This window comes from Thermoflexus hugenholtzii, assembly GCF_018771565.1.
GTDB classification, from domain to species: domain Bacteria; phylum Chloroflexota; class Anaerolineae; order Thermoflexales; family Thermoflexaceae; genus Thermoflexus; species Thermoflexus hugenholtzii_A.
The window spans coordinates 1,513,634-1,530,605 of record NZ_CP076326.1 but is presented as its reverse complement, the minus strand read 5'-3'; the positions used below and the strand labels follow the sequence as shown (position 1 = coordinate 1,530,605).

Below are 16,972 nucleotides of genomic sequence, written 5' to 3'. Positions count from 1 at the left end.
GGCAGAGAAATAGGACTTACGCTGTTTCCTGCGTATTCCGGTCGTGGCCTTGGGTTTTAGCCCAAGGCCAGAGGACCGGCCACCGGGGTCGCCCACCGACCCCTGCCTCGAAGGCCCAAGCCCTCGAGGAATTCCACCCCCCTGCGGGCGATGTTCACCGCCGCCGCCGCGTGACGGCCCATCCTCACCCCGCAAGGGCACGCCAGGACGTGTCCCCTTAGCCTTTCACCCACCCTGCCGCATACCGGACACGCCCGGGACGTGTTCTGCGGATCCACCCCAATCACCGGAACCCCGTAAAACCTCGCCTTGTGAACCAGAATCCGATGGAAAGTCATAATGCTCCAGAAATTGAGCAGGCGCTGCCGCATCCTCCTGGACTTCCCCTCCCCGATCCGCTCCTTCATCCCCTTGAGATCCTCCAGCACCAGAGCCGCTTTCATCCCGAGCGCCCAGGCAATCAAGGCCAGGGCCAGATGATGCCAGAAGTTCTCCGTCTTCTCCCGGCGAATCCTTCGGTGTTTGGAGGCGATCTTCTTCTTGGCCTTCGGGTTGTGCTTTCCTCTCGTCCCTTTGATCTCGCGCCGCAGATGGTCCCGGTTGACCTTCCCCACATACCGGGTGTCGATCTCCCGGATCTCGCCGGTGGAGGTCACGAAGGCCGTCAGATTCCCCTCGTTGCTATCGATCCCGATCACCCCCTCCGGCCTATAGGGGATGGGATCGGGGAACTTGAGGGGGATGGAGAGGGAGTGGGCCGTGAGCGTCGGCTCCCCCATCCTCGCCCGCCCCGCCTTCCACTCGTCCAGCAGCCGGCGATACTTGTGGTGGGGACGGAAAGTGAGGACGATGGGCTCCGGATCCCGGGGGGAGACCGGAATCGTGACGGTCAGGATCTCGCCATCCCATTCGATCTTCACCGTCTGCCGAACCAGGTAGACCGAGGGGCGCCGGATCTCCGGCCGGTCCGCCCGGGTCTTCCCTCTCCGCTGTTGATTCCGAAAGACGTGGACGACCCGGGCGCCGGATCGGATCGCCCCGTAGATGAGGTTGGAGTGGAGATCCGGATGCTGCGCGCGCAGGGAGGGGTAGAGGGCCTGGATGAGGGTGAAGGTGGCGGTTTTGCCGTTTTCCAAAGCATAATCAATGGCCTGCCGCTGGATGTCGGCGCAGGCCTCCATCAGGGCGCGGATTTTGGGATGCTCTTCGAATCGGAACCGCAGGCAGACCGTCGGCATCGTCGCCACCTCCATCATGATGATAACCCATCCGCCGCGTGGGGAGAAGGACGAATCCAACTGCGTAACTCCTGGCTCTATGAAATGGGACGCCTATCCTCCGGGCGAGCCGCAGAGCTGGCCGGGCTGTCCCGGGTGGAATTTTTGTTGAGCCTGGAGCGATATCGGGTGTTCCCACTTCAGCATGAGCTTCAGGAGCTGGAAAAGGCTCATCACTAAAGCGATATGCCGCGCCTCGGATTGAGACCCCAATCAAGAAACCTTCGGGCCTTCCCGGTGGTCCTGAGCTTCTCCTCTACTCTTACTTCTTACTCTTCCGCTTCGAGGCCCAGGTTGCCGGAGAGCAGGAGGGGGCGATTTTCCCGTTTGGCCTGGCGTTTGAGGGCGGCCAGGTGGCGGATCAATCGTTCCAGATCCGGCCCCTGTTTGGGATCCACGACGCCGCCGACGATGGAGACCGAGAGCTCCGGGGCGCCAACAGCCTGAGGGAATCTCTCGAGGATCTCCCGGGAGACCGGGCTGAGGACGTAGGGACGGGTGAGGAGGACGAAGTCGTCGCCCCCGATGTGGCCGATGAAGTCCCGGGTGGGATCCCCGTAAGCGGCCATGGCTTCCTGCAGCAGCCGGGCGAAGGCCTGGAGCACCCGATCCCCTTCCCGGAACCCATAGCGATCGTTGAAGTCCTTGAAGGCGTTCAGATCCACATAGGCGATCCCGAAAGGCTCCCCGCTGCGGAAACGTCGCATGATCTCCGCCTCGATCTCCGGGTTCCCGGGGAGCCCGGAAAGGGGATTGGTAGCCCGTTCCCGCCGGGAGCGGCGCAGATGCATCTCCACCCGAGCCAGGAGCTCGGGGATGGCCACGGGCTTGGTGAGATAATCGTCCGCGCCCGCCTGGATCCCTCGCAGCTTGTCCTCGATGCGTCCCAGGGCGGTGAGCATCAGCACGGGGACAGTGCGCAGATGCCAGAGCTCCCTCACCCGGCGGCATACTTCAAAGCCGTCCAGGCCGGGCAGCATGACGTCAAGAAGGATGAGGTCCGGCTGCCGGCCCCGGATCCACTCCAGGGCGGCCGGGCCGTCCTCGAGGGCCGCCACCTCGTAGCCGGCTTTTCGCAGAACGGTGGTGAGCAGCTCCCGCAGGGCGGAGTCGTCTTCCACCACCAGGATCTGAGCGGGCTTCTCGGACATCGCGTATGGGCTCCATCTGGATATAAGGGAGTTCAGCCCTTGCCGGCGATCCGGGCCTCGGCCAGGCAGGTCTGGGCCTCTTCAAGGAGCGCGCGCCATGGGGCCCAGACAGGGTCTTGGGAGGCCTCCTGGAGCAGTCGCTCCAGCGCCCCCCGGCCGGGGAAAGACCCGATCACGCCCCAGGCGGTGCAGGCCAGGGCCCCGGCGGCGTTGCCCAGCAGGGCGGCTGTCACCGGGGAGGCGCCTCGGGCCAGGCCGAACAGGAAGCCGGCGTTGAAGGCATCCCCGGCGCCGGTAGTGTCCCGCACGGGAACCCGGAAGGCCGGCACGGTCTGTTCCTCGCCCGCCCGCCCCAGCAAGCGGCATCCCCGTTCGCCCTGTTTGAGGACGATCCAGCGCAGCCGCGGGGCCTCCCGGAGGCCGGAGCGGGGATCCGGCCCGAACAAGAGGTCCGCCTCCGCCTCGTTCAGGAGCAGGATCTCCACCTCCCGGAGAGCCTCCCGCACGGCCTGGGGAGCCATCCGGCACGCCGGCAGCCCGGGATCCAGGGCGCACCGCAGGCCTGCGGCCGCGGCTTGCTGCAGCAGGGTCAGCGCTGCGCCGCGGAGCGGGCTCTCCTCCAGGAGGGCATAGCCGGAAAGATGGACGAAGCCCGCCGCCGGAAGGGAGAGCTCCGGAAGGCGGGCAAGCCGGCTGGCCCCCCGGTGGGAGAGCATCGTCCGCTCCCCTTCCGGCGTCACCAAGACGATGACGGTAGAAGTCGGCGCTTCGGGACAGCGCTGAAGGAGATCCGTCCCCACGCCGCTGGCGCGCAGCTCCTCCGCCACCCACTCTCCCAGGGGATCCTGACCGATCGCGCCGATCAAGCGAGCCGGGAGCCCCAGCTGGGCGGCCACCGCGGCGGTGTTGGCTGCGGATCCCCCGGCCCGCAGGATCATCCGGGGGGCGTGCAGATCCTCTCCGGGCTTCGGGAGGCGGGGGAGGGCCAGATAGAGATCCACCGTGACATCGCCGATGGCCAGCAGCACGCAGCAGGACCCTCCGTTGGGGTTGTGTCGTTCCGTTGGCCGAGGCGCGCGCCGGCGGCCCCCGCTTCAGGATGCCAGCGCGTGGCGCGCCCGGGCCCGGGCGAGGGCGCGCGCGACGGCCTCCTCCGGCGAGGAGACCGTCTCCATCGGGACGGTGATCCCCGGCCGGTGCAGCGTCCATGTCCCCAGGCCGATGACCGGGATGCCCCATTTGAGGGCCAGGGCGATCTCGGAGAGGGTGCCGAACTCCCCCCCGATGGCGATCACGGCCTCCGCGGCCCGCACGACCAGGGCGTTGCGCGCCTCGCCCAGCCCGGTGGGCAGGGGGAGGCGCACGTAAGGGTTGGCCTCCGCGGGATCGCTCCCGGGGAGGATCCCGACGGTGAGCCCGCCGGCCTCCACGGCGCCCCGGCAGACGGCCTCCATCACCCCGCCGCGGCCGCCGCAGATCACCACCGCGCCGGCCTCGGCCAGCCGGCGCCCCACGGTGTACGCCCAGGCTTCCTCCTGGGGCGTGGCCTCGCTGCTCCCCACCACCGCGATCCGGAGCGGCCGTTCAACGCTCCAGCCGCTCGACTTCATCGGCGGCCCCCCGGCCCAGCTGCCGCGAACGCACGTAAGCCGCCCAGATGGCGCGGGAGATCACCGTGCGGAAGCCACCCTTCTCCAGGTGATACAGCGCCTCCGCTGTGGTGCCTCCCGGCGAGGTGACCTGGTTGCGCAACGCCGCCAGGTGCAAACCGGACTGGCGGGCGTAGAGGGCGGAGCCGATGACGGTCTGATACACCAGCTGCTCGGCCACCCGCCGGGAGAAACCCAGATGCACCCCGGCGTCCACCATGGCCTCCATGAACAGGAACACGTAGGCGGGCCCGGTCCCGGTCAGGGCGGTGGCCATATCCAGATAGCGCTCGTCGTCCACGTAGACTTCCTCGCCCATCGCCCGCATGAGCAGGATCGCCTGCTCCCGCTGGCGCGGGGTCACCTCTTCCGTGGCCGTCCACACGGTGATCCCCTGACCGATTTGGGCAGGGGTGTTGGGCATCGCCCGGATGATGGCGGAGACCCCCAGGCCTTCCCGCAGGGTGGCGATGCGCACGCCGGCAGCGATGGAGAAGACGAGGGCCTGCGGGCGGATGTGGCCGCGCAGCTCCGGGAGCACGCGGGGGATCACCTGGGGCTTGACGGAGAGGACCACGATCTCCGCCTCGGCGGCCGCCTCCGGGTTGTGCACGGTGGTGCGCACCCCATAGCGGCTCCGGAGCTCCTGCCCCCGCTCCGGCCGCGGCCCGCTGGCGATGATGTCCTGGGGGTCGATCAGGTTGTCCCGCAACAACCCGCGGATCATTGCCTCGGCCATCACCCCGCTGCCGATGAAGGCCATCCGCGGCAAACGCCCATCCACCGACATCGTCCCCTCCCTTCCGAGTTCCCTCCGGATCCTGCGCCCTCGCTGCTTCTCCAAAGCGAGGCGTTTTCAGGCCCCTGCTTCAGGGTTGTTTGTGGAGTATAAGAAGATCCGCCGGCCCTCGCAAGATCGAAGTAGAATTAGGGAAGCGGCCGCTGGCGGATCCCCGGGCCTGGCCGGAGCGGCGGCTTCGGTTATAATTATCCCTTGCGTTGCTTTCCAGCCTTCGCGTGGAGGTTCCGACGAGATGCCCAAGCGGACCTATCAGCCCAAGCGGCGGAAGCGCTTGAAGGTGCATGGGTTCCTGGCCCGCATGCGCACCAAGGGCGGGCGGCGGGTCTTGAAGGCGCGGCGGCTGAAGGGCCGGTGGCGGCTGACCCCCCAATACGAGGGGGCCAAGCGCATCAACTGGAAAGGGAAGTATCGCGGCCCCTCCGGCCGTAAGGATTGATCTCCCCGGTCGCTGTGGCCTCGCTGGTCCGGTTGCGTCATCGCAAAGCCATCGAGCGGGTCCTGCGGGAAGGGCGATCCTGGTCCACACCGCTGCTGAAGCTGATCGCCGCCCCGAACGACCTGGGGGTCACCCGCGTGGCGGTGATCGCGGGGCGACGCGCCCTCGGCAAGGCGGTTCGCCGGAACCGGGCCAAGCGCCTGCTCCGCGAGGCCGCCCGCCTGCACCTCCACGAGATCCGGCCGGGTTGGGATCTGGTGCTCATCGCCCGGCCGGATCTCCCGGAGCGCAAGCGGCAGGATGCGGAAGCGGCGCTGTGCGAGGCGCTCCGCCGGCTGGGGTTGCTGGTGGCTTCGCGGGAAGGGCCCGGGGAGGTCTCCTCTGAGGAAGCGAGGTGAGGGGATGGGGAAGGGAAAGGATCTCCCGGCGCGGGCGGCGATGGAGTTGATCCGCCTGTATCAGCGGTGGATCTCTCCGCTCCTGCCTCCCAGCTGCCGGTTTTATCCGAGCTGCTCTCAATACACCTATGAGGCCATCGCTCGCTACGGATTGCTCCGTGGAGGATGGCTGGGCCTTAAACGGATCGCCCGTTGCCATCCGCTTCATCCCGGCGGTTACGACCCGGTCCCATAGGGGAGCAGAGGCGCCCGGGCGCATCGGATGAATTCGACCTTGGGAGGCCTTCGGCCGACGGTCGGCCTGTGTGTCGAATGAATTCGACCGGATGAGGCCTTCGGCCAACGGTCGGCCTTGAGCGTCGAATGAATTCGACCTGGAGAGGCCTTCGGCCGACGGTCGGCCTGCGCCGACCGAAAAACGTTCCTTGCGTCGGCGGAGGCCGACGCTCGGCGCGCAAGCGCCTGGGAAGGCCGATTTCAATCGGCGTGAAGGCCTTCGGCCGACGGTCGGCCTGCGCCGACCGGAAAGGCATTCTTTGCGTCGGCGGAGGCCGACGCCTGGCGCGGAGCGCCTGAGAAGGCCGATTTCAATCGGCGTGAAGGCCTTCGGCCAACGGTCGGCCTGTGCCAACCGGGGAACGTTCCTCGCGTCGGCGAAGGCCGACGCCTGGCGCATCGCGCCTGGGAAGGCCGATTTCAATCGGCGTGAAGGCCTTCGGCCAACGGTCGGCCTGCGCCGACCGGGGAGTGTCGCTTGCGTCGGCGGAGGCCGACGCCCGGCGCGCAAGCGCCTGTAGAGGCCGATTGAAAATCGGCACAAAGGTCTTCGAAGCTCCGGTCTTGCATCTCGGCCCGGTCCTGGGAGGACCGGGTTTCCGGAGGTGGCACCGTTGCGGATGTCATTGCGGAACATTCTGAAGGGATTGGGAATGCTGACGGGGGTGGTGCTGGCCGCCTGCAGCGGCGCGCCCCCGAACTGGCCGGGGATGCAGGTGGGGGATCAGACCCTTTACGTTGCGGATCTCGATCACGTGCTGGCGGTGGATCCGCAGTCCGGTCAGGAGCGCTGGCGCTTCCCTCCGAAGAACGGGAACGCGGGCGCCTGCGGCGGGGTTTACCACGCGGCCCCTGCGGTCGTGGCGGAGCGGGTCGTCATCGCCGCGGAGAACCCGGGCACGGGGGAGAGCCGCCTGTGCGGGCTGGATCGGGAGAGCGGGGCCCTGCAATGGGTCTATCCGCCGGCGGAACAGCCGCCCCTGGGCCCCATCTTCGCCGGCCTGATCTCCGATGGGACACAGGTCTTCGTCGGCACGGGGGACGGCTGGGTGATCGCCCTGGATCCGGAGACCGGACAACCGCGCTGGCGGACGCGCCTGCCCGAGGCCGGACGGGGGGCCGCGCGGATCTGGTCCACGCCCGTCCTCTCCGGAACGCTGCTGGTGGTGGGGACGATGGATCATCGGCTGCTGGCCCTGGATCGGGAGAGCGGGGCGCTCCGTTGGCCGGCGCCCTTCCAGGCCGGGGGGGCCATCGCGGGCGCCCTGACCCTGGACGGGGAGATCCTCTACGCAGGGGCCTTCGACGATCACCTCTACGCCGTGGACCTGCAAAGCGGGCAGGAGCGCTGGCGCTTCCGGGCCAGCCACTGGGTGTGGGATGGGCCCGCGGTGGCGGGCGATCGCCTGATCGTTGGGGATATGAGCGGGAAGGTGTGGGCCCTGGATCGCCAGGGACGGCCCCTCTGGGCCCAGCCCTTCCAGGCCAACGGCCCGGTCCGCGCCCGCCCGCTGGTGGTCGAGGATCGCGTGTATGTGGCCGACGAGGCGGGATGGCTCCATATGCTGAATCTGGCGGATGGGACGAAGGTGAAATCCGTGAACCTGGCGCCCGGGCGTCTCCTCACCTCGCCGGTGGCGGCGGCGGATCGGATCGTGGTGGCTCCCACCGGCGGTCCGTTCCGCGTGGTGGCCTTCCACCCGGATCTCCGCGAGGCCTGGAAGCTGGCCCGCTGAGGGGAGCCGGGCCCTTCGGGATAGCCGGTAAGGAGGCCGGATGAATCCGATCACGTTGATCACGAACCTGCTGTTCTTTCAGCCGCTGGTCAACCTGTTGCTGGTGCTCTATGCCCTGTTGGGGCGGAACTTCGTCCTGGCCATCGTGGCCCTGACGGTGCTCATCCGCCTGCTGCTCTATCCGCTGATGGCTCAGCAGCAGCGGGCGGCCAGGAAGATGCAGGAGCTCCAGCCTCGCCTGCAGGAGCTTCAGAAGAAATACGGGAAGGATCGGGAGAAGCTGGCCCAGGAGCAGATGAAGCTTTACAAGGAGGCGGGGGTCAACCCTCTGGGAGGGTGTCTCCCCCTCCTGATCCAGTTCCCGATCCTGATCGCCGTCTACCAGGCCATCATCCACGTCCTGGCCCTCAACCCCATCGCGGTCATCGACCTGGCCAAACTGCTCTACCGGTTCAACGGGTTCCCCGCCCTGGCCACCCTCCTCCCCATCCAGAGCCAGTTCCTGCTCTGGGACCTGGGGCGGCCGGAGCGGATCTTCATCCCGGTGGGCGGGATCCTGATCCCGCTGCCGCTCATGACCCTCCTGGTGATCCTCACGACGTGGTGGTCCCAGAAGGTGATGACCCCGCCGAGCACCGATCCCCAAACGCGGATGACCACCCAGCTGATGAACCTGTATATGCCGCTCTTCTTCGGGTGGATCAGCTACAACCTGGCGGTGGGGTTGAGCATCTACTTCATCGTCACCAACCTGATCTCGGTGGTCCAGTTCGCCCTGGTCACGCGGGACTGGCGAGGGGCGCTGGCCCGCCGCCTGGCCCTGGGCCGGGCTCCGGTTACTCCTTCCTCTTCCTCCTCGTCATCTTCGGGACCTGCCACGCCGGCGCCGCCTGCCCGCCCGCGCCGCAAGGCCCGGAGCGCGAAGTGAGAGAAGACCGGGGGACGGTTCTCGCCTTCCTGATCACCGTTCCGGATCTCCACGAAGAGGTGAGCGATTGATGACAGATCTCGGATCGTCTCCGGAGCTCATCGTCAGCGGCCCGACCATCGAGGCGGCCATCCAGGCCGGGCTGGCCCGCCTGGGGGTCCCCCGGGAGGCGGTGGAGATCGAGGTGCTGGATCCCGGGAGCCCGGGCTTCCTGGGCCTGGGGGCACGGGAGGCCCGGGTGCGTCTGATCGTGCGCCGCCCGCCGGAGACTCCCCCTCCGCTCCCGGCTCCGGAGCAGGTCGAGGAAGCGATCGCGGAGGCCATCCATGGCCTTCTGGGGTCCCTGGGGATGTCGGCCCGGCTCTCCATCGCCCAGGAGCCGGTGGAGGGAGCAGAGGAGGGTTCCGAGCCCTCCACCATCTGGGTGGCGCGGATCGAGGGCCCTACGGTCGGGCGCCTCATCGGTCACCACGGCCGCACCCTCTATGCCTTCCAGACCCTGGTGCGGGCCATCGTGGCCCGGCGCCTCGGGGCGTTCGTCCCCCTGATCGTGGACATCAACGGCTACCGGGCGAAGCGGGCGGAGGCCCTCCGGCGCCTGGCCATGAAGAAGGCCGAACAGGTGATGGCCACTGGCCGCCCCGTCGAGCTGGAGCCCATGCCGGCCGCCGAGCGCCGGGTGATCCACATGGCCCTGAAGGATCACCCGCGGGTGACCACTTACAGCATCGGGGAGGGTGAGGAGCGACGGGTGGTGATCGCCATGCGCTGGACCGCCGAGGAGTGAGGATGTCCCCTGTGGATTACGTGATCATCGGCCACGTCTCTCGGGATCGGACGCCGGCCGGCCCGATGTTCGGCGGGACAGCGGCCTACGCGGGGCGGACGGCCCTGGCCCACGGCTGGCGGGTAGGGGTGATCACCAGCACCGGCCCGGACTGGGATCCCCGGCCGGCGCTGGATGGGGCATATCTCCTGAACCTGCCGGCGGAGCGGACCACCGAGTTCGAGAACGTGTATACCCCGGAGGGCCGCCGACAGCGCGTGCACGGCGTCGCCGAGCGGCTGCTCCCGGCCGCGATCCCCCTGGAATGGCGCCGACCCCGGGTGGTCCATCTGGGCCCCATCGCCGGCGAGGTGGATCCCTCCCTGCTGGAGGCCTTTGAAGGCGCGCTGCGCGGGGTCACCCCGCAGGGCTGGATGCGCACCTGGGATGCCCAGGGCCAGGTCTATCCTCAGCCCTGGCGGGAAGCGGAGTGGATCCTCCCTCGCGCCGATGCGGTGGTCTTCAGCGAGGAGGACATCCAGGGGGACTGGGAGACGGCCCGTCGCTGGGCGCGTCAGACGCGCATCCTGGTGGTCACTCAGGCGGCCCGGGGCGCCACCCTTTTCCTGGACGGCATCCCCCATTCGATCCCGGCGTATCCGGTGGAGGAGGTAGATCCCACCGGCGCGGGGGATGTTTTCGCCGCGGCTTTCTTCATCCGGCTCTGGGAGACGCGGGACCCCCTGGCGGCGGCCCGGTATGCCGCGCGGGTGGCGGCCCTTTCGGTGACCCGGCCGGGCCTGGAGGGCACTCCCCGGCCGGAGGAGATCGCGGCCATCCGGCGGGAGATGGCCTTCTGATCCCGGGCGAGGGAGCGCCGAGCGATGCCGGTTTACGCCTTCGCCAATCAAAAGGGAGGGGTGGGCAAGACGACCTCGGCGGTGAACCTGGCGGCGTGTCTGGCAGCCGTCGGGCGCTCGGTGCTGCTGGTCGACCTGGACCCCCAGGGCAACGCGACGGCCAGCCTGGGGATCGATCGTTCCGCCCTCCCGGGCTCCGTCTATGAGGCGCTTGTGGACGGCGCGCCCCTCCCGGAGCGGATCCTGCCCACGCGCTGGGAGGGCCTGCATCTGGCCCCGGCCGCCGTGGATCTGGCCGGCGCGGAAGTGGAGCTGGTTTCGGCCCCGGAACGGGAGTTCCGCCTCCGCCGGGCCCTGGAGGAGGTCCGCTCCGCTTACGATTACGTGCTGATCGATTGTCCTCCCAGCCTCGGTCTGCTGACCCTCAACGCCATGGTGGCAGCGGACGCCTTGATCGTCCCGGTGCAATGCGAGTATCTGGCCCTGGAAGGGCTTTCCCGCATGCTTCAGACGATGACGCGGGTGCGCCAGCGGTTCAACCCCCATCTGCATGTGCGGGGCTTCCTGCTGACCATGTTCGACGCCCGCTCGCGGCTGGCCCAGCAGGTGGTGGAGGAGGTGCGGCATCATTTCCCGGGGCGGGTGTTTCGGACGGTGATCCCCCGCAGCGTGCGCCTCGCGGAGGCGCCCAGCTACGGCCTCCCCATCATCGCCTACGCGCCGAACTCCCCGGGCGCCCTCGCCTATGCGGCCCTGGCCCGGGAGCTGCTGCAGGGGGATGGCCTGCCGGTCCCTTCGCTGGAAGGAGGCGCGTATGGGGCGTAAATTCGGATTGGGGAAAGGCCTGGAGGCCCTGCTGCCGGCCGGCGAGGCCGCAGGCCTCCTGGAGGTCCCCATCGAGGCCATCGAGCCCAACCCTCACCAGCCCCGCCGGCAGATCGACGAGGCGGAGCTGGAGGAGCTGGCCCAGTCCATCCGGGAGCACGGCCTTCTGCAACCCCTGATCGTCACCCAGACCCAGGCGGATCCGCCGCGCTACACCCTGATCGCTGGGGAGCGCCGATGGCGGGCCGCCCGACGGGCCGGCCTGACGACGGTGCCGGTGGTGGTGCGGGAGGTGGCCCCCCAGCAGATGCTGGAGCTGGCCCTGGTGGAGAACCTGCAGCGGGCAGATCTCAACCCCATTGAGGAGGCCCAGGCTTACCGGTATCTGATCGAGCAGTTCGGCCTGACCCACGAGGAGGTCGCCCGCCGGGTCGGCCGGAGCCGGGCGACGATCACCAACGCCCTGCGCCTGCTCCAGCTGCCGCCCTCCATTCAAGCTCACCTGATGGAGGGGCGCATCACGGAGGGCCACGCCCGGGCCCTGCTGATGCTCCCCCACCCGGCCCAACAGGAGATGGTCCTCCGGCGCATCCTGGAGGAGGGCCTGAGCGTGCGGGCGACCGAGGAGCTGGCCCGCCGCCTGCAGGGCCAGCGCCCGGCCCGGCGGAAGGCGGCTTCCCTCCCGCCCGGCCTGGCGGAGCTGGAGGGCCGCCTGCGCCAGGCCCTGGGCACCAAGGTCCGCCTCTCCCACAACCGCAAGGGTGGGCGCATCGTCATCTACTACTATTCGGAGGAAGAGCTGGAAGCCCTCCTTCGCCGCTTGCTCGGCTCCTCGTGATCCCATCGTCCACCTCGACCCGGAGGTCTTTCCATGCCCAATCCAGCCCTCATCCGCGAGAAGGTGCGGCAGGCCATCGCCCTCCTGAACGAGAAGGGGATCGACGCCTGGCTCACGTTCGTGCGGGAGACGGAGCAGACCCGGGATCCGGTCCTCGATCTGATCCTCGACCTGAACGTCACATGGATCTCGGCTTTCATCCTCACCGCCCAGGGGGATCGCGTGGCCATCGTCGGCCGGTTCGACCGGGAGAACGTGGCCGCCCTGGAGGTCTGGGATCCGGTCATCGGCTACGATGAGAGCATCCGGGGGCCCCTGGTGGAGACGCTCCAGCGACTGAATCCCCGGGAGATCGCCATCAATTACTCGGAGAACGATCCCGCGGCCGACGGCCTGACCCACGGGATGTGGTGCATGCTCCACCGGCTCCTGAGCGGCACCCCCTTCGTCGGCCGCCTGATCTCCGCGGAGGACCTCATCGGATCCCTGCGCGGCCGCAAGACCCCCCTGGAGCTGGAGGCGATCCGGCGGGCGGTGGAGACCACCGAGCGGCTGTTCGCGGAGATCGGGGCCTTCCTGCGTCCCGGCCGCACGGAGCGGGAGATCCAGGCTTTCGTCCACGAGCGGATGCGCGCCTATGGGGTGGAGCCGGCCTGGGATCCGGATTACTGCCCCATCGTCGCCGTGGGCCCTGAGGCCCCGGCGGGGCACGCGATGCCGGGGGATCGCCGGGTGGCGCCCGGCGTCCTGGTCCACGTGGATCTGGGGATCCGTCAGGAGGGATTCTGCTCGGATCTGCAGCGCGTCTGGTATGTGCTGGGTGAGGGCGAGACGGAGCCCCCGCCGGAGGTCCAGCGGGCGTTCCGGGCCGTTCGGGAGGCGATCCAGGCGGGCTTCCAGACCCTGCGGCCGGGCGTTCAGGGATGGGAGGTGGACGCCGCCGCCCGCCGCGCCTTGACCGGACAGGGCTATCCGGAGTATCTGCACGCCCTGGGGCATCACATCGGGCGGACGGTGCACGATGGCTCGACCATCCTGGGGCCGCGCTGGGAGCGCTACGGTCAGACCCCGTATGGGGTGGTGGAGGCCGGCAACGTGTTCACGCTGGAGCTGGGCGTGCGGGTGCCCGGGTATGGCTACGTCGGGCTGGAGGAGGACGTGCGGGTCACGCCCCAGGGGGCGGAGTGGATCAGCCATCCGCAGACGGAGCTCTGGGTGATCCGACCGTGAAGGAAGCAGGCTATGCCGATCTCGAAGACGCCGCGCTCCTCGCGCGGATCGCGGGAGGCGACGAGCAGGCGCTGGCGGCCCTTTACGACCGGCACGCCGCCCGGGCCTTCTCCCTCGCCCTGTGCATCCTGGGCGACCCCGAGACCGCTGAAGAGGTGGTCCTGGATGTGTTCTGGAGCATCTGGCAGCATGCCGGGGCCTTCGCGCCGGAGCGGGGCCGCTTCACCACCTGGCTCCACGCCATGGTGCGCCATCGGGCCATCGACGCCCTGCGCCGTCGCCGCGCCCGGCCGCCCCAGCTCCCGGAGCCCCCGGAGGAGGAGATGGAGCCCGCGGCCCTCGATCCCTCGGTGGAGGACCTGGTGGAAGCCCGGGAGCTGGCTCAGGCCGTCCGGGAGGCCCTGGCGGCTCTCCCGCCCGCCCAGCGGCAGGTGCTGGAGCTGGCTTATTTCCGGGGATGGACCCATCGGGAGATCGCGGCCCATCTCGGCGAGCCCCTGGGGACGATCAAGAGCCGTCTGTATCTGGCGCTGCGGAAGGTCCACGACTGGCTGGCCGAGCGGGGAATGATCCCCTAAAGCCATCCGGGGAGATCCTGAAGGAGGCCCCGCGCGTATCACGGATAGAGCACACGACGCAGACCCGCGCGCGGCAGGGGCGCGGCCTCCGGGGATGCTTCCGGAGGAAACCGGAATCATCAGATGGGGTGGATGGAGCGAGGCGAAGCGATGGATCACGAGATCCTGGAAGAGGAGCTGGCGGCTTACGCCCTGGGAGCGCTGCCGCCGGAGGAGGCGGCTGCGGTGGCGGCTCACCTGGCCGGGTGCCCGGAGTGCCGGGAGCGGGCGCGCCGTTACCGGGAGGCCGCCGCGGCCCTGGCCTACGCCGCGCCGCTGCGCCGCCCCTCGCCGCGCCTGAAAGCCCGGCTGCTGGCCCGGGCCCGGGGAGCGGAGCGTCGCCGCGAGCGGGGGCTCGGGCTGGGGATCGCCCTGATCGCTGCGGTCCTGGCCCTGATCCTCTTCGCCCCCTCCCTCGGATTCCGGTTCGGGGCGCCGCCCCAGGTGGTCCCGCTCCAGGGGGCGGAAGCGGCTCCGGATGCGGAGGGCTATCTCATCCTGGAGGACGGCCAGGCCCTGCTGGTCACGAAGGGGCTGGCCGTTCCCCCGGAAGGGCGGGTCTATCAGGTTTGGTTCGCCGACGCCGCCGGGCGCCGCGTCAGCGGCGGGATCTTCCGCACCCAGCCCCGACCGTATGGGGTCTATACGGTCACCGTCCCCCTCCCGTTGACGGCCTATGCGCGCATCGGGGTGACCCTGGAGCCGGAAGGGGGCAGCCCCTCTCCCACCGGCCCCCAGGTCCTGCGCGGCGTCCTGCGTTGATGGATTCCGGATCTTCGCCGCGTTCGGACCCTGATCCGGAGGCGCCCATGCAGGCTGCGGACTGGATCCTGTGGAACGCCCGCATCTACACCCAGGACCCCGAGCAGCCGGAGGCGGAGGCCCTGGCCGTGGTGGGGGAAACCCTCGCGGCGGTGGGCCCGATGGAGGCGGTGCGGGCGTGGCAGGGGCCTCGCACCCGGATCCTGGACCTGAAGGGCGCGACGGTGCTCCCGGGCCTGATCGACGCCCACCTCCACCTGGAGGGATATGCTCGCCTCCAGATGGGAGTGGACGTCGACACGCCGACCCTTGAGGAGGCCCTGGCCCGGGTGGCCCGGCAGGCGGCCACCCGGCCGCCCGGGGAGTGGATCGTCGGACGAGGATGGCTGCAGGAGCGCTGGGGACGTTTCCCCACGGCCGATGATCTGGACCGGGTGGCGCCGGCCCATCCGGTGGCCCTGTGGGCCCGCAGCGGCCACGCCCTCTGGGTCAACCGGGAGGCCATGCGCCGGGCGGGCGTCACCCGGGACACCCCGGATCCCCCCGGGGGGCGAATCGCCCGCGATGCGGCCGGGGAGCCCACCGGCCTCTTCTTCGAACGGGCCATCGATGGGATCGCCCGGGTCATCCCGGAGCCCTCCATCGAGGAGCTGGCGGAGGCCCTGTATGAGGCCCTCCACGCGCTGGCCGCCCTGGGGCTGACGGCGGTGCACAACTTCGATGGCCCCCGCAGCTTCGCCGCCCTCCAGATCCTCCACGCGCGGGGGGATCTCCCGATCCGGGTGGTGCAACACATTCCTCTCTCTGCGTTGGACCACGCCCTGGCCGTCGGGTTGCGCACCGGGTTCGGGGATGAATGGTTGCGTATCGGGGCGGTGAAGATCTTCGCCGATGGAGCCCTGGGGCCACGGACGGCGTGGATGCTGGAGCCCTATGAAGGGGAGCCGGAGAACACGGGGATCGCTTACACCTCCCCCGAGGTCATGCGGGAGGCTGCCCATCGGGCGACCCTGGGGGGCCTGTCCCTGGCGATTCACGCCATCGGCGACCGGGCGAACCGGGAGGTCCTGGATCTTTTCGAGGCGTTGCGGGCGCTGGAGGCTCCGCGCGGCATCCCACCGGAGGCCCGGCGGCACCGGATCGAGCACGCCCAGCTCGTGCATCCGGCGGACATCCCCCGCTTCGGCGCTCTGGGGATCGTGGCCTCCATGCAGCCGATCCATGCGGTCTCCGATCGCCCCATGGCGGAGCGCTACTGGGGGAGCCGATGCGCCACCGCTTACGCCTGGCGCAGCCTGAAGGCGGCGGGGGCCCGGCTGGCCTTCGGCTCCGACGCCCCGGTGGAGCCCCCGAACCCGTGGTGGGGCCTGCACGCCGCGGTGGTCCGCGACGGCTGGCATCCCGAGCAGGCCCTCCCCCTGCCTGAGGCCCTGGAGGCCTACACCGTGGGCCCGGCCTGGGCCGCCGGCCTGGAGCGGCGGCAGGGCCGGCTGCGGCCCGGGATGTGGGCGGATCTCATCGTGCTCCCCGAGGATCCCTTCCGGATCTCCCCCGATGCCCTGCGGGACCTGGAGGTCCTGGGGACCATGGTCGGCGGCCGCTGGGGGTTCCGAAGGGGGAGCGCTCTTTTGGATTGACCGCGTTGAGCACGGTGACGGCTCCAGCCCTCTTATGTTATAATCCTGATGGAGGATGCTTTCCGCAATAGAGTTCGGGAAACCGGAAGGGAGAATTGTTCATGAAAATTGCAATCCTAAAGGCTATCGAAGATACGCTTTTTGCGTTTTGTCGACGCTGGAAGATTCGAGAGTTGGCCCTTTTCGGATCCATTTTGCGGGATGATTTTGGGCCGGAAAGCGATATAGATTTTCTGGTTGAATTCGAGCCCGATGCGAACTGGAGCCTCCTGGATCACATTCAAATGGAACAGGAGCTGTCCGAACTGTTGGGCCGAGAGGTCCATTTAATCAGCAAACGCGCGTTAGAATACACCCATAATTATCTATTTCGACAAGAAGTTCTAGGAACCGCACAAGTTGTTTTCTCGTCCGAGGGATCTTCCGGTCAACATGATTAGCGGGAATGATTCGATGGAGAAAGATCTGAAGATTCTCTTAGATATTGTTCATGCGGCCCGCCTGATCATTCGATTCACCGAAAATATGACATTTGAAGAATTCGTTGATGATGAGAGAACACAGTCTGCAGCTTTGTATCAAATACTTGTGATCGGAGAAGCGGTGAAACGTCTTTCGAGCGAGTTTCGTGCTCAACATCCACATATTCCATGGAAGTTGATTGCCGGAATGCGGGATCGTCTCATTCATGGCTATGATGTCATTGATTGGGTAGAAGTGTGGAATACAGTGCGCAGAGATATCCCTGACTTGCTAAGGGAGATAGAAGCCCTTCTCCCATAAG

20 protein-coding genes and 1 pseudogene are annotated in these 16,972 nt (G+C 68.5%); 16 read left to right on the top strand and 5 right to left on the bottom strand.

Going from position 1 to position 16,972, the window contains the following annotated elements; translation table 11 throughout:
• Nucleotides 1-56 precede the first annotated feature (56 nt).
• Nucleotides 57-1,238 (bottom strand): transposase, encoded by a 1,182-nt coding sequence (locus KNN16_RS06995; RefSeq protein ID WP_303900342.1) that lies wholly within the window; start codon nt 1,236-1,238, stop codon nt 57-59.
• Here KNN16_RS06995 and KNN16_RS15145 point away from each other — a divergent pair.
• A complete protein-coding gene (locus KNN16_RS15145) occupies nt 1,200-1,457 on the top strand; it encodes a UPF0175 family protein (RefSeq protein WP_369685876.1) in 258 nt (85 codons plus the stop codon). The two genes, KNN16_RS06995 and KNN16_RS15145, sit on opposite strands and share 39 nt — an antisense overlap.
• Nucleotides 1,458-1,546: 89 nt before the next feature.
• On the opposite strand, the gene KNN16_RS06990 is transcribed toward KNN16_RS15145, so the two are convergent.
• From KNN16_RS06990 to proC, 4 genes are all read right to left on the bottom strand, one after another.
• Complete coding sequence (locus KNN16_RS06990) at nt 1,547-2,428, bottom strand: response regulator (RefSeq protein WP_303900341.1); 882 nt, start codon at nt 2,426-2,428, stop codon at nt 1,547-1,549.
• A gap of 32 nt (nt 2,429-2,460) precedes the next feature.
• Nucleotides 2,461-3,456, bottom strand: a complete 996-nt coding sequence (locus KNN16_RS06985) for a carbohydrate kinase family protein (RefSeq protein ID WP_303900339.1) — start codon at nt 3,454-3,456, stop codon at nt 2,461-2,463.
• Nucleotides 3,457-3,522: 66 nt separating this feature from the next.
• A complete protein-coding gene (locus tag KNN16_RS06980) occupies nt 3,523-4,038 on the bottom strand; it encodes a TIGR00725 family protein (RefSeq protein WP_303900338.1) in 516 nt (171 codons plus the stop codon).
• Nucleotides 4,013-4,867, bottom strand: coding sequence for a pyrroline-5-carboxylate reductase (proC, locus tag KNN16_RS06975; RefSeq protein ID WP_303900336.1), 855 nt, complete (start codon nt 4,865-4,867; stop codon nt 4,013-4,015). Before proC ends, KNN16_RS06980 begins: the two co-directional genes overlap by 26 nt.
• 244 nt (nt 4,868-5,111) lie before the next feature.
• Between proC and rpmH the strand changes: the two are divergent.
• From rpmH to KNN16_RS06900, 15 genes and pseudogenes are all read left to right on the top strand, one after another.
• Nucleotides 5,112-5,243, top strand: a pseudogene (rpmH, locus tag KNN16_RS06970) (50S ribosomal protein L34); the annotation flags it as partial.
• 104 nt (nt 5,244-5,347) lie between these two features.
• Nucleotides 5,348-5,713, top strand: coding sequence for a ribonuclease P protein component (gene rnpA, locus KNN16_RS06965; protein ID WP_303900333.1), 366 nt, complete (start codon nt 5,348-5,350; stop codon nt 5,711-5,713).
• A 40-nt stretch (nt 5,714-5,753) separates the two neighbouring features.
• Nucleotides 5,754-5,948: a membrane protein insertion efficiency factor YidD gene (gene yidD / locus KNN16_RS06960; RefSeq protein ID WP_369685887.1), complete on the top strand. Its 195-nt coding sequence runs from the start codon at nt 5,754-5,756 to the stop codon at nt 5,946-5,948.
• Nucleotides 5,949-6,642: 694 nt separating this feature from the next.
• Nucleotides 6,643-7,725, top strand: a complete 1,083-nt coding sequence (locus tag KNN16_RS06955) for a PQQ-binding-like beta-propeller repeat protein (RefSeq protein WP_303900327.1) — start codon at nt 6,643-6,645, stop codon at nt 7,723-7,725.
• Nucleotides 7,726-7,765: 40 nt separating this feature from the next.
• Nucleotides 7,766-8,653, top strand: coding sequence for a YidC/Oxa1 family membrane protein insertase (locus KNN16_RS06950; protein WP_299288144.1), 888 nt, complete (start codon nt 7,766-7,768; stop codon nt 8,651-8,653).
• A 70-nt stretch (nt 8,654-8,723) separates the two neighbouring features.
• Nucleotides 8,724-9,440 (top strand): RNA-binding cell elongation regulator Jag/EloR, encoded by a 717-nt coding sequence (gene jag, locus KNN16_RS06945; protein ID WP_299288147.1) that lies wholly within the window; start codon nt 8,724-8,726, stop codon nt 9,438-9,440.
• 2 nt (nt 9,441-9,442) lie between these two features.
• Complete coding sequence (locus KNN16_RS06940; protein WP_303900323.1) at nt 9,443-10,279, top strand: PfkB family carbohydrate kinase; 837 nt, start codon at nt 9,443-9,445, stop codon at nt 10,277-10,279.
• Nucleotides 10,280-10,303: 24 nt separating this feature from the next.
• On the top strand, nt 10,304-11,104 hold the full coding sequence (locus KNN16_RS06935; protein ID WP_303900321.1) for a ParA family protein: 801 nt from the start codon (nt 10,304-10,306) through the stop codon (nt 11,102-11,104).
• Nucleotides 11,094-11,942 (top strand): ParB/RepB/Spo0J family partition protein, encoded by an 849-nt coding sequence (locus tag KNN16_RS06930; protein ID WP_088572059.1) that lies wholly within the window; start codon nt 11,094-11,096, stop codon nt 11,940-11,942. Before KNN16_RS06935 ends, KNN16_RS06930 begins: the two co-directional genes overlap by 11 nt.
• A 33-nt stretch (nt 11,943-11,975) precedes the next feature.
• Nucleotides 11,976-13,172, top strand: a complete 1,197-nt coding sequence (locus KNN16_RS06925; RefSeq protein WP_303900318.1) for a Xaa-Pro peptidase family protein — start codon at nt 11,976-11,978, stop codon at nt 13,170-13,172.
• Nucleotides 13,169-13,750 carry a sigma-70 family RNA polymerase sigma factor gene (locus tag KNN16_RS06920; RefSeq protein ID WP_303900315.1) on the top strand — a complete coding sequence of 194 codons (582 nt, stop codon included), beginning with the start codon at nt 13,169-13,171 and terminating at the stop codon, nt 13,748-13,750. The genes KNN16_RS06925 and KNN16_RS06920 overlap by 4 nt, the downstream gene beginning before the upstream one ends.
• 150 nt (nt 13,751-13,900) lie before the next feature.
• Entirely contained in the window at nt 13,901-14,551 is a 651-nt protein-coding gene (locus KNN16_RS06915) for an anti-sigma factor (protein ID WP_303900313.1), read from the top strand.
• 47 nt (nt 14,552-14,598) lie between these two features.
• A complete protein-coding gene (locus tag KNN16_RS06910) occupies nt 14,599-16,188 on the top strand; it encodes an amidohydrolase (protein WP_303900310.1) in 1,590 nt (529 codons plus the stop codon).
• 101 nt (nt 16,189-16,289) lie between these two features.
• Nucleotides 16,290-16,628: a nucleotidyltransferase family protein gene (locus KNN16_RS06905; protein WP_303900308.1), complete on the top strand. Its 339-nt coding sequence runs from the start codon at nt 16,290-16,292 to the stop codon at nt 16,626-16,628.
• A 13-nt stretch (nt 16,629-16,641) separates the two neighbouring features.
• Nucleotides 16,642-16,971 (top strand): DUF86 domain-containing protein, encoded by a 330-nt coding sequence (locus tag KNN16_RS06900; RefSeq protein WP_303900305.1) that lies wholly within the window; start codon nt 16,642-16,644, stop codon nt 16,969-16,971.
• The last annotated feature ends 1 nt before the right edge of the window (nt 16,972 follow it).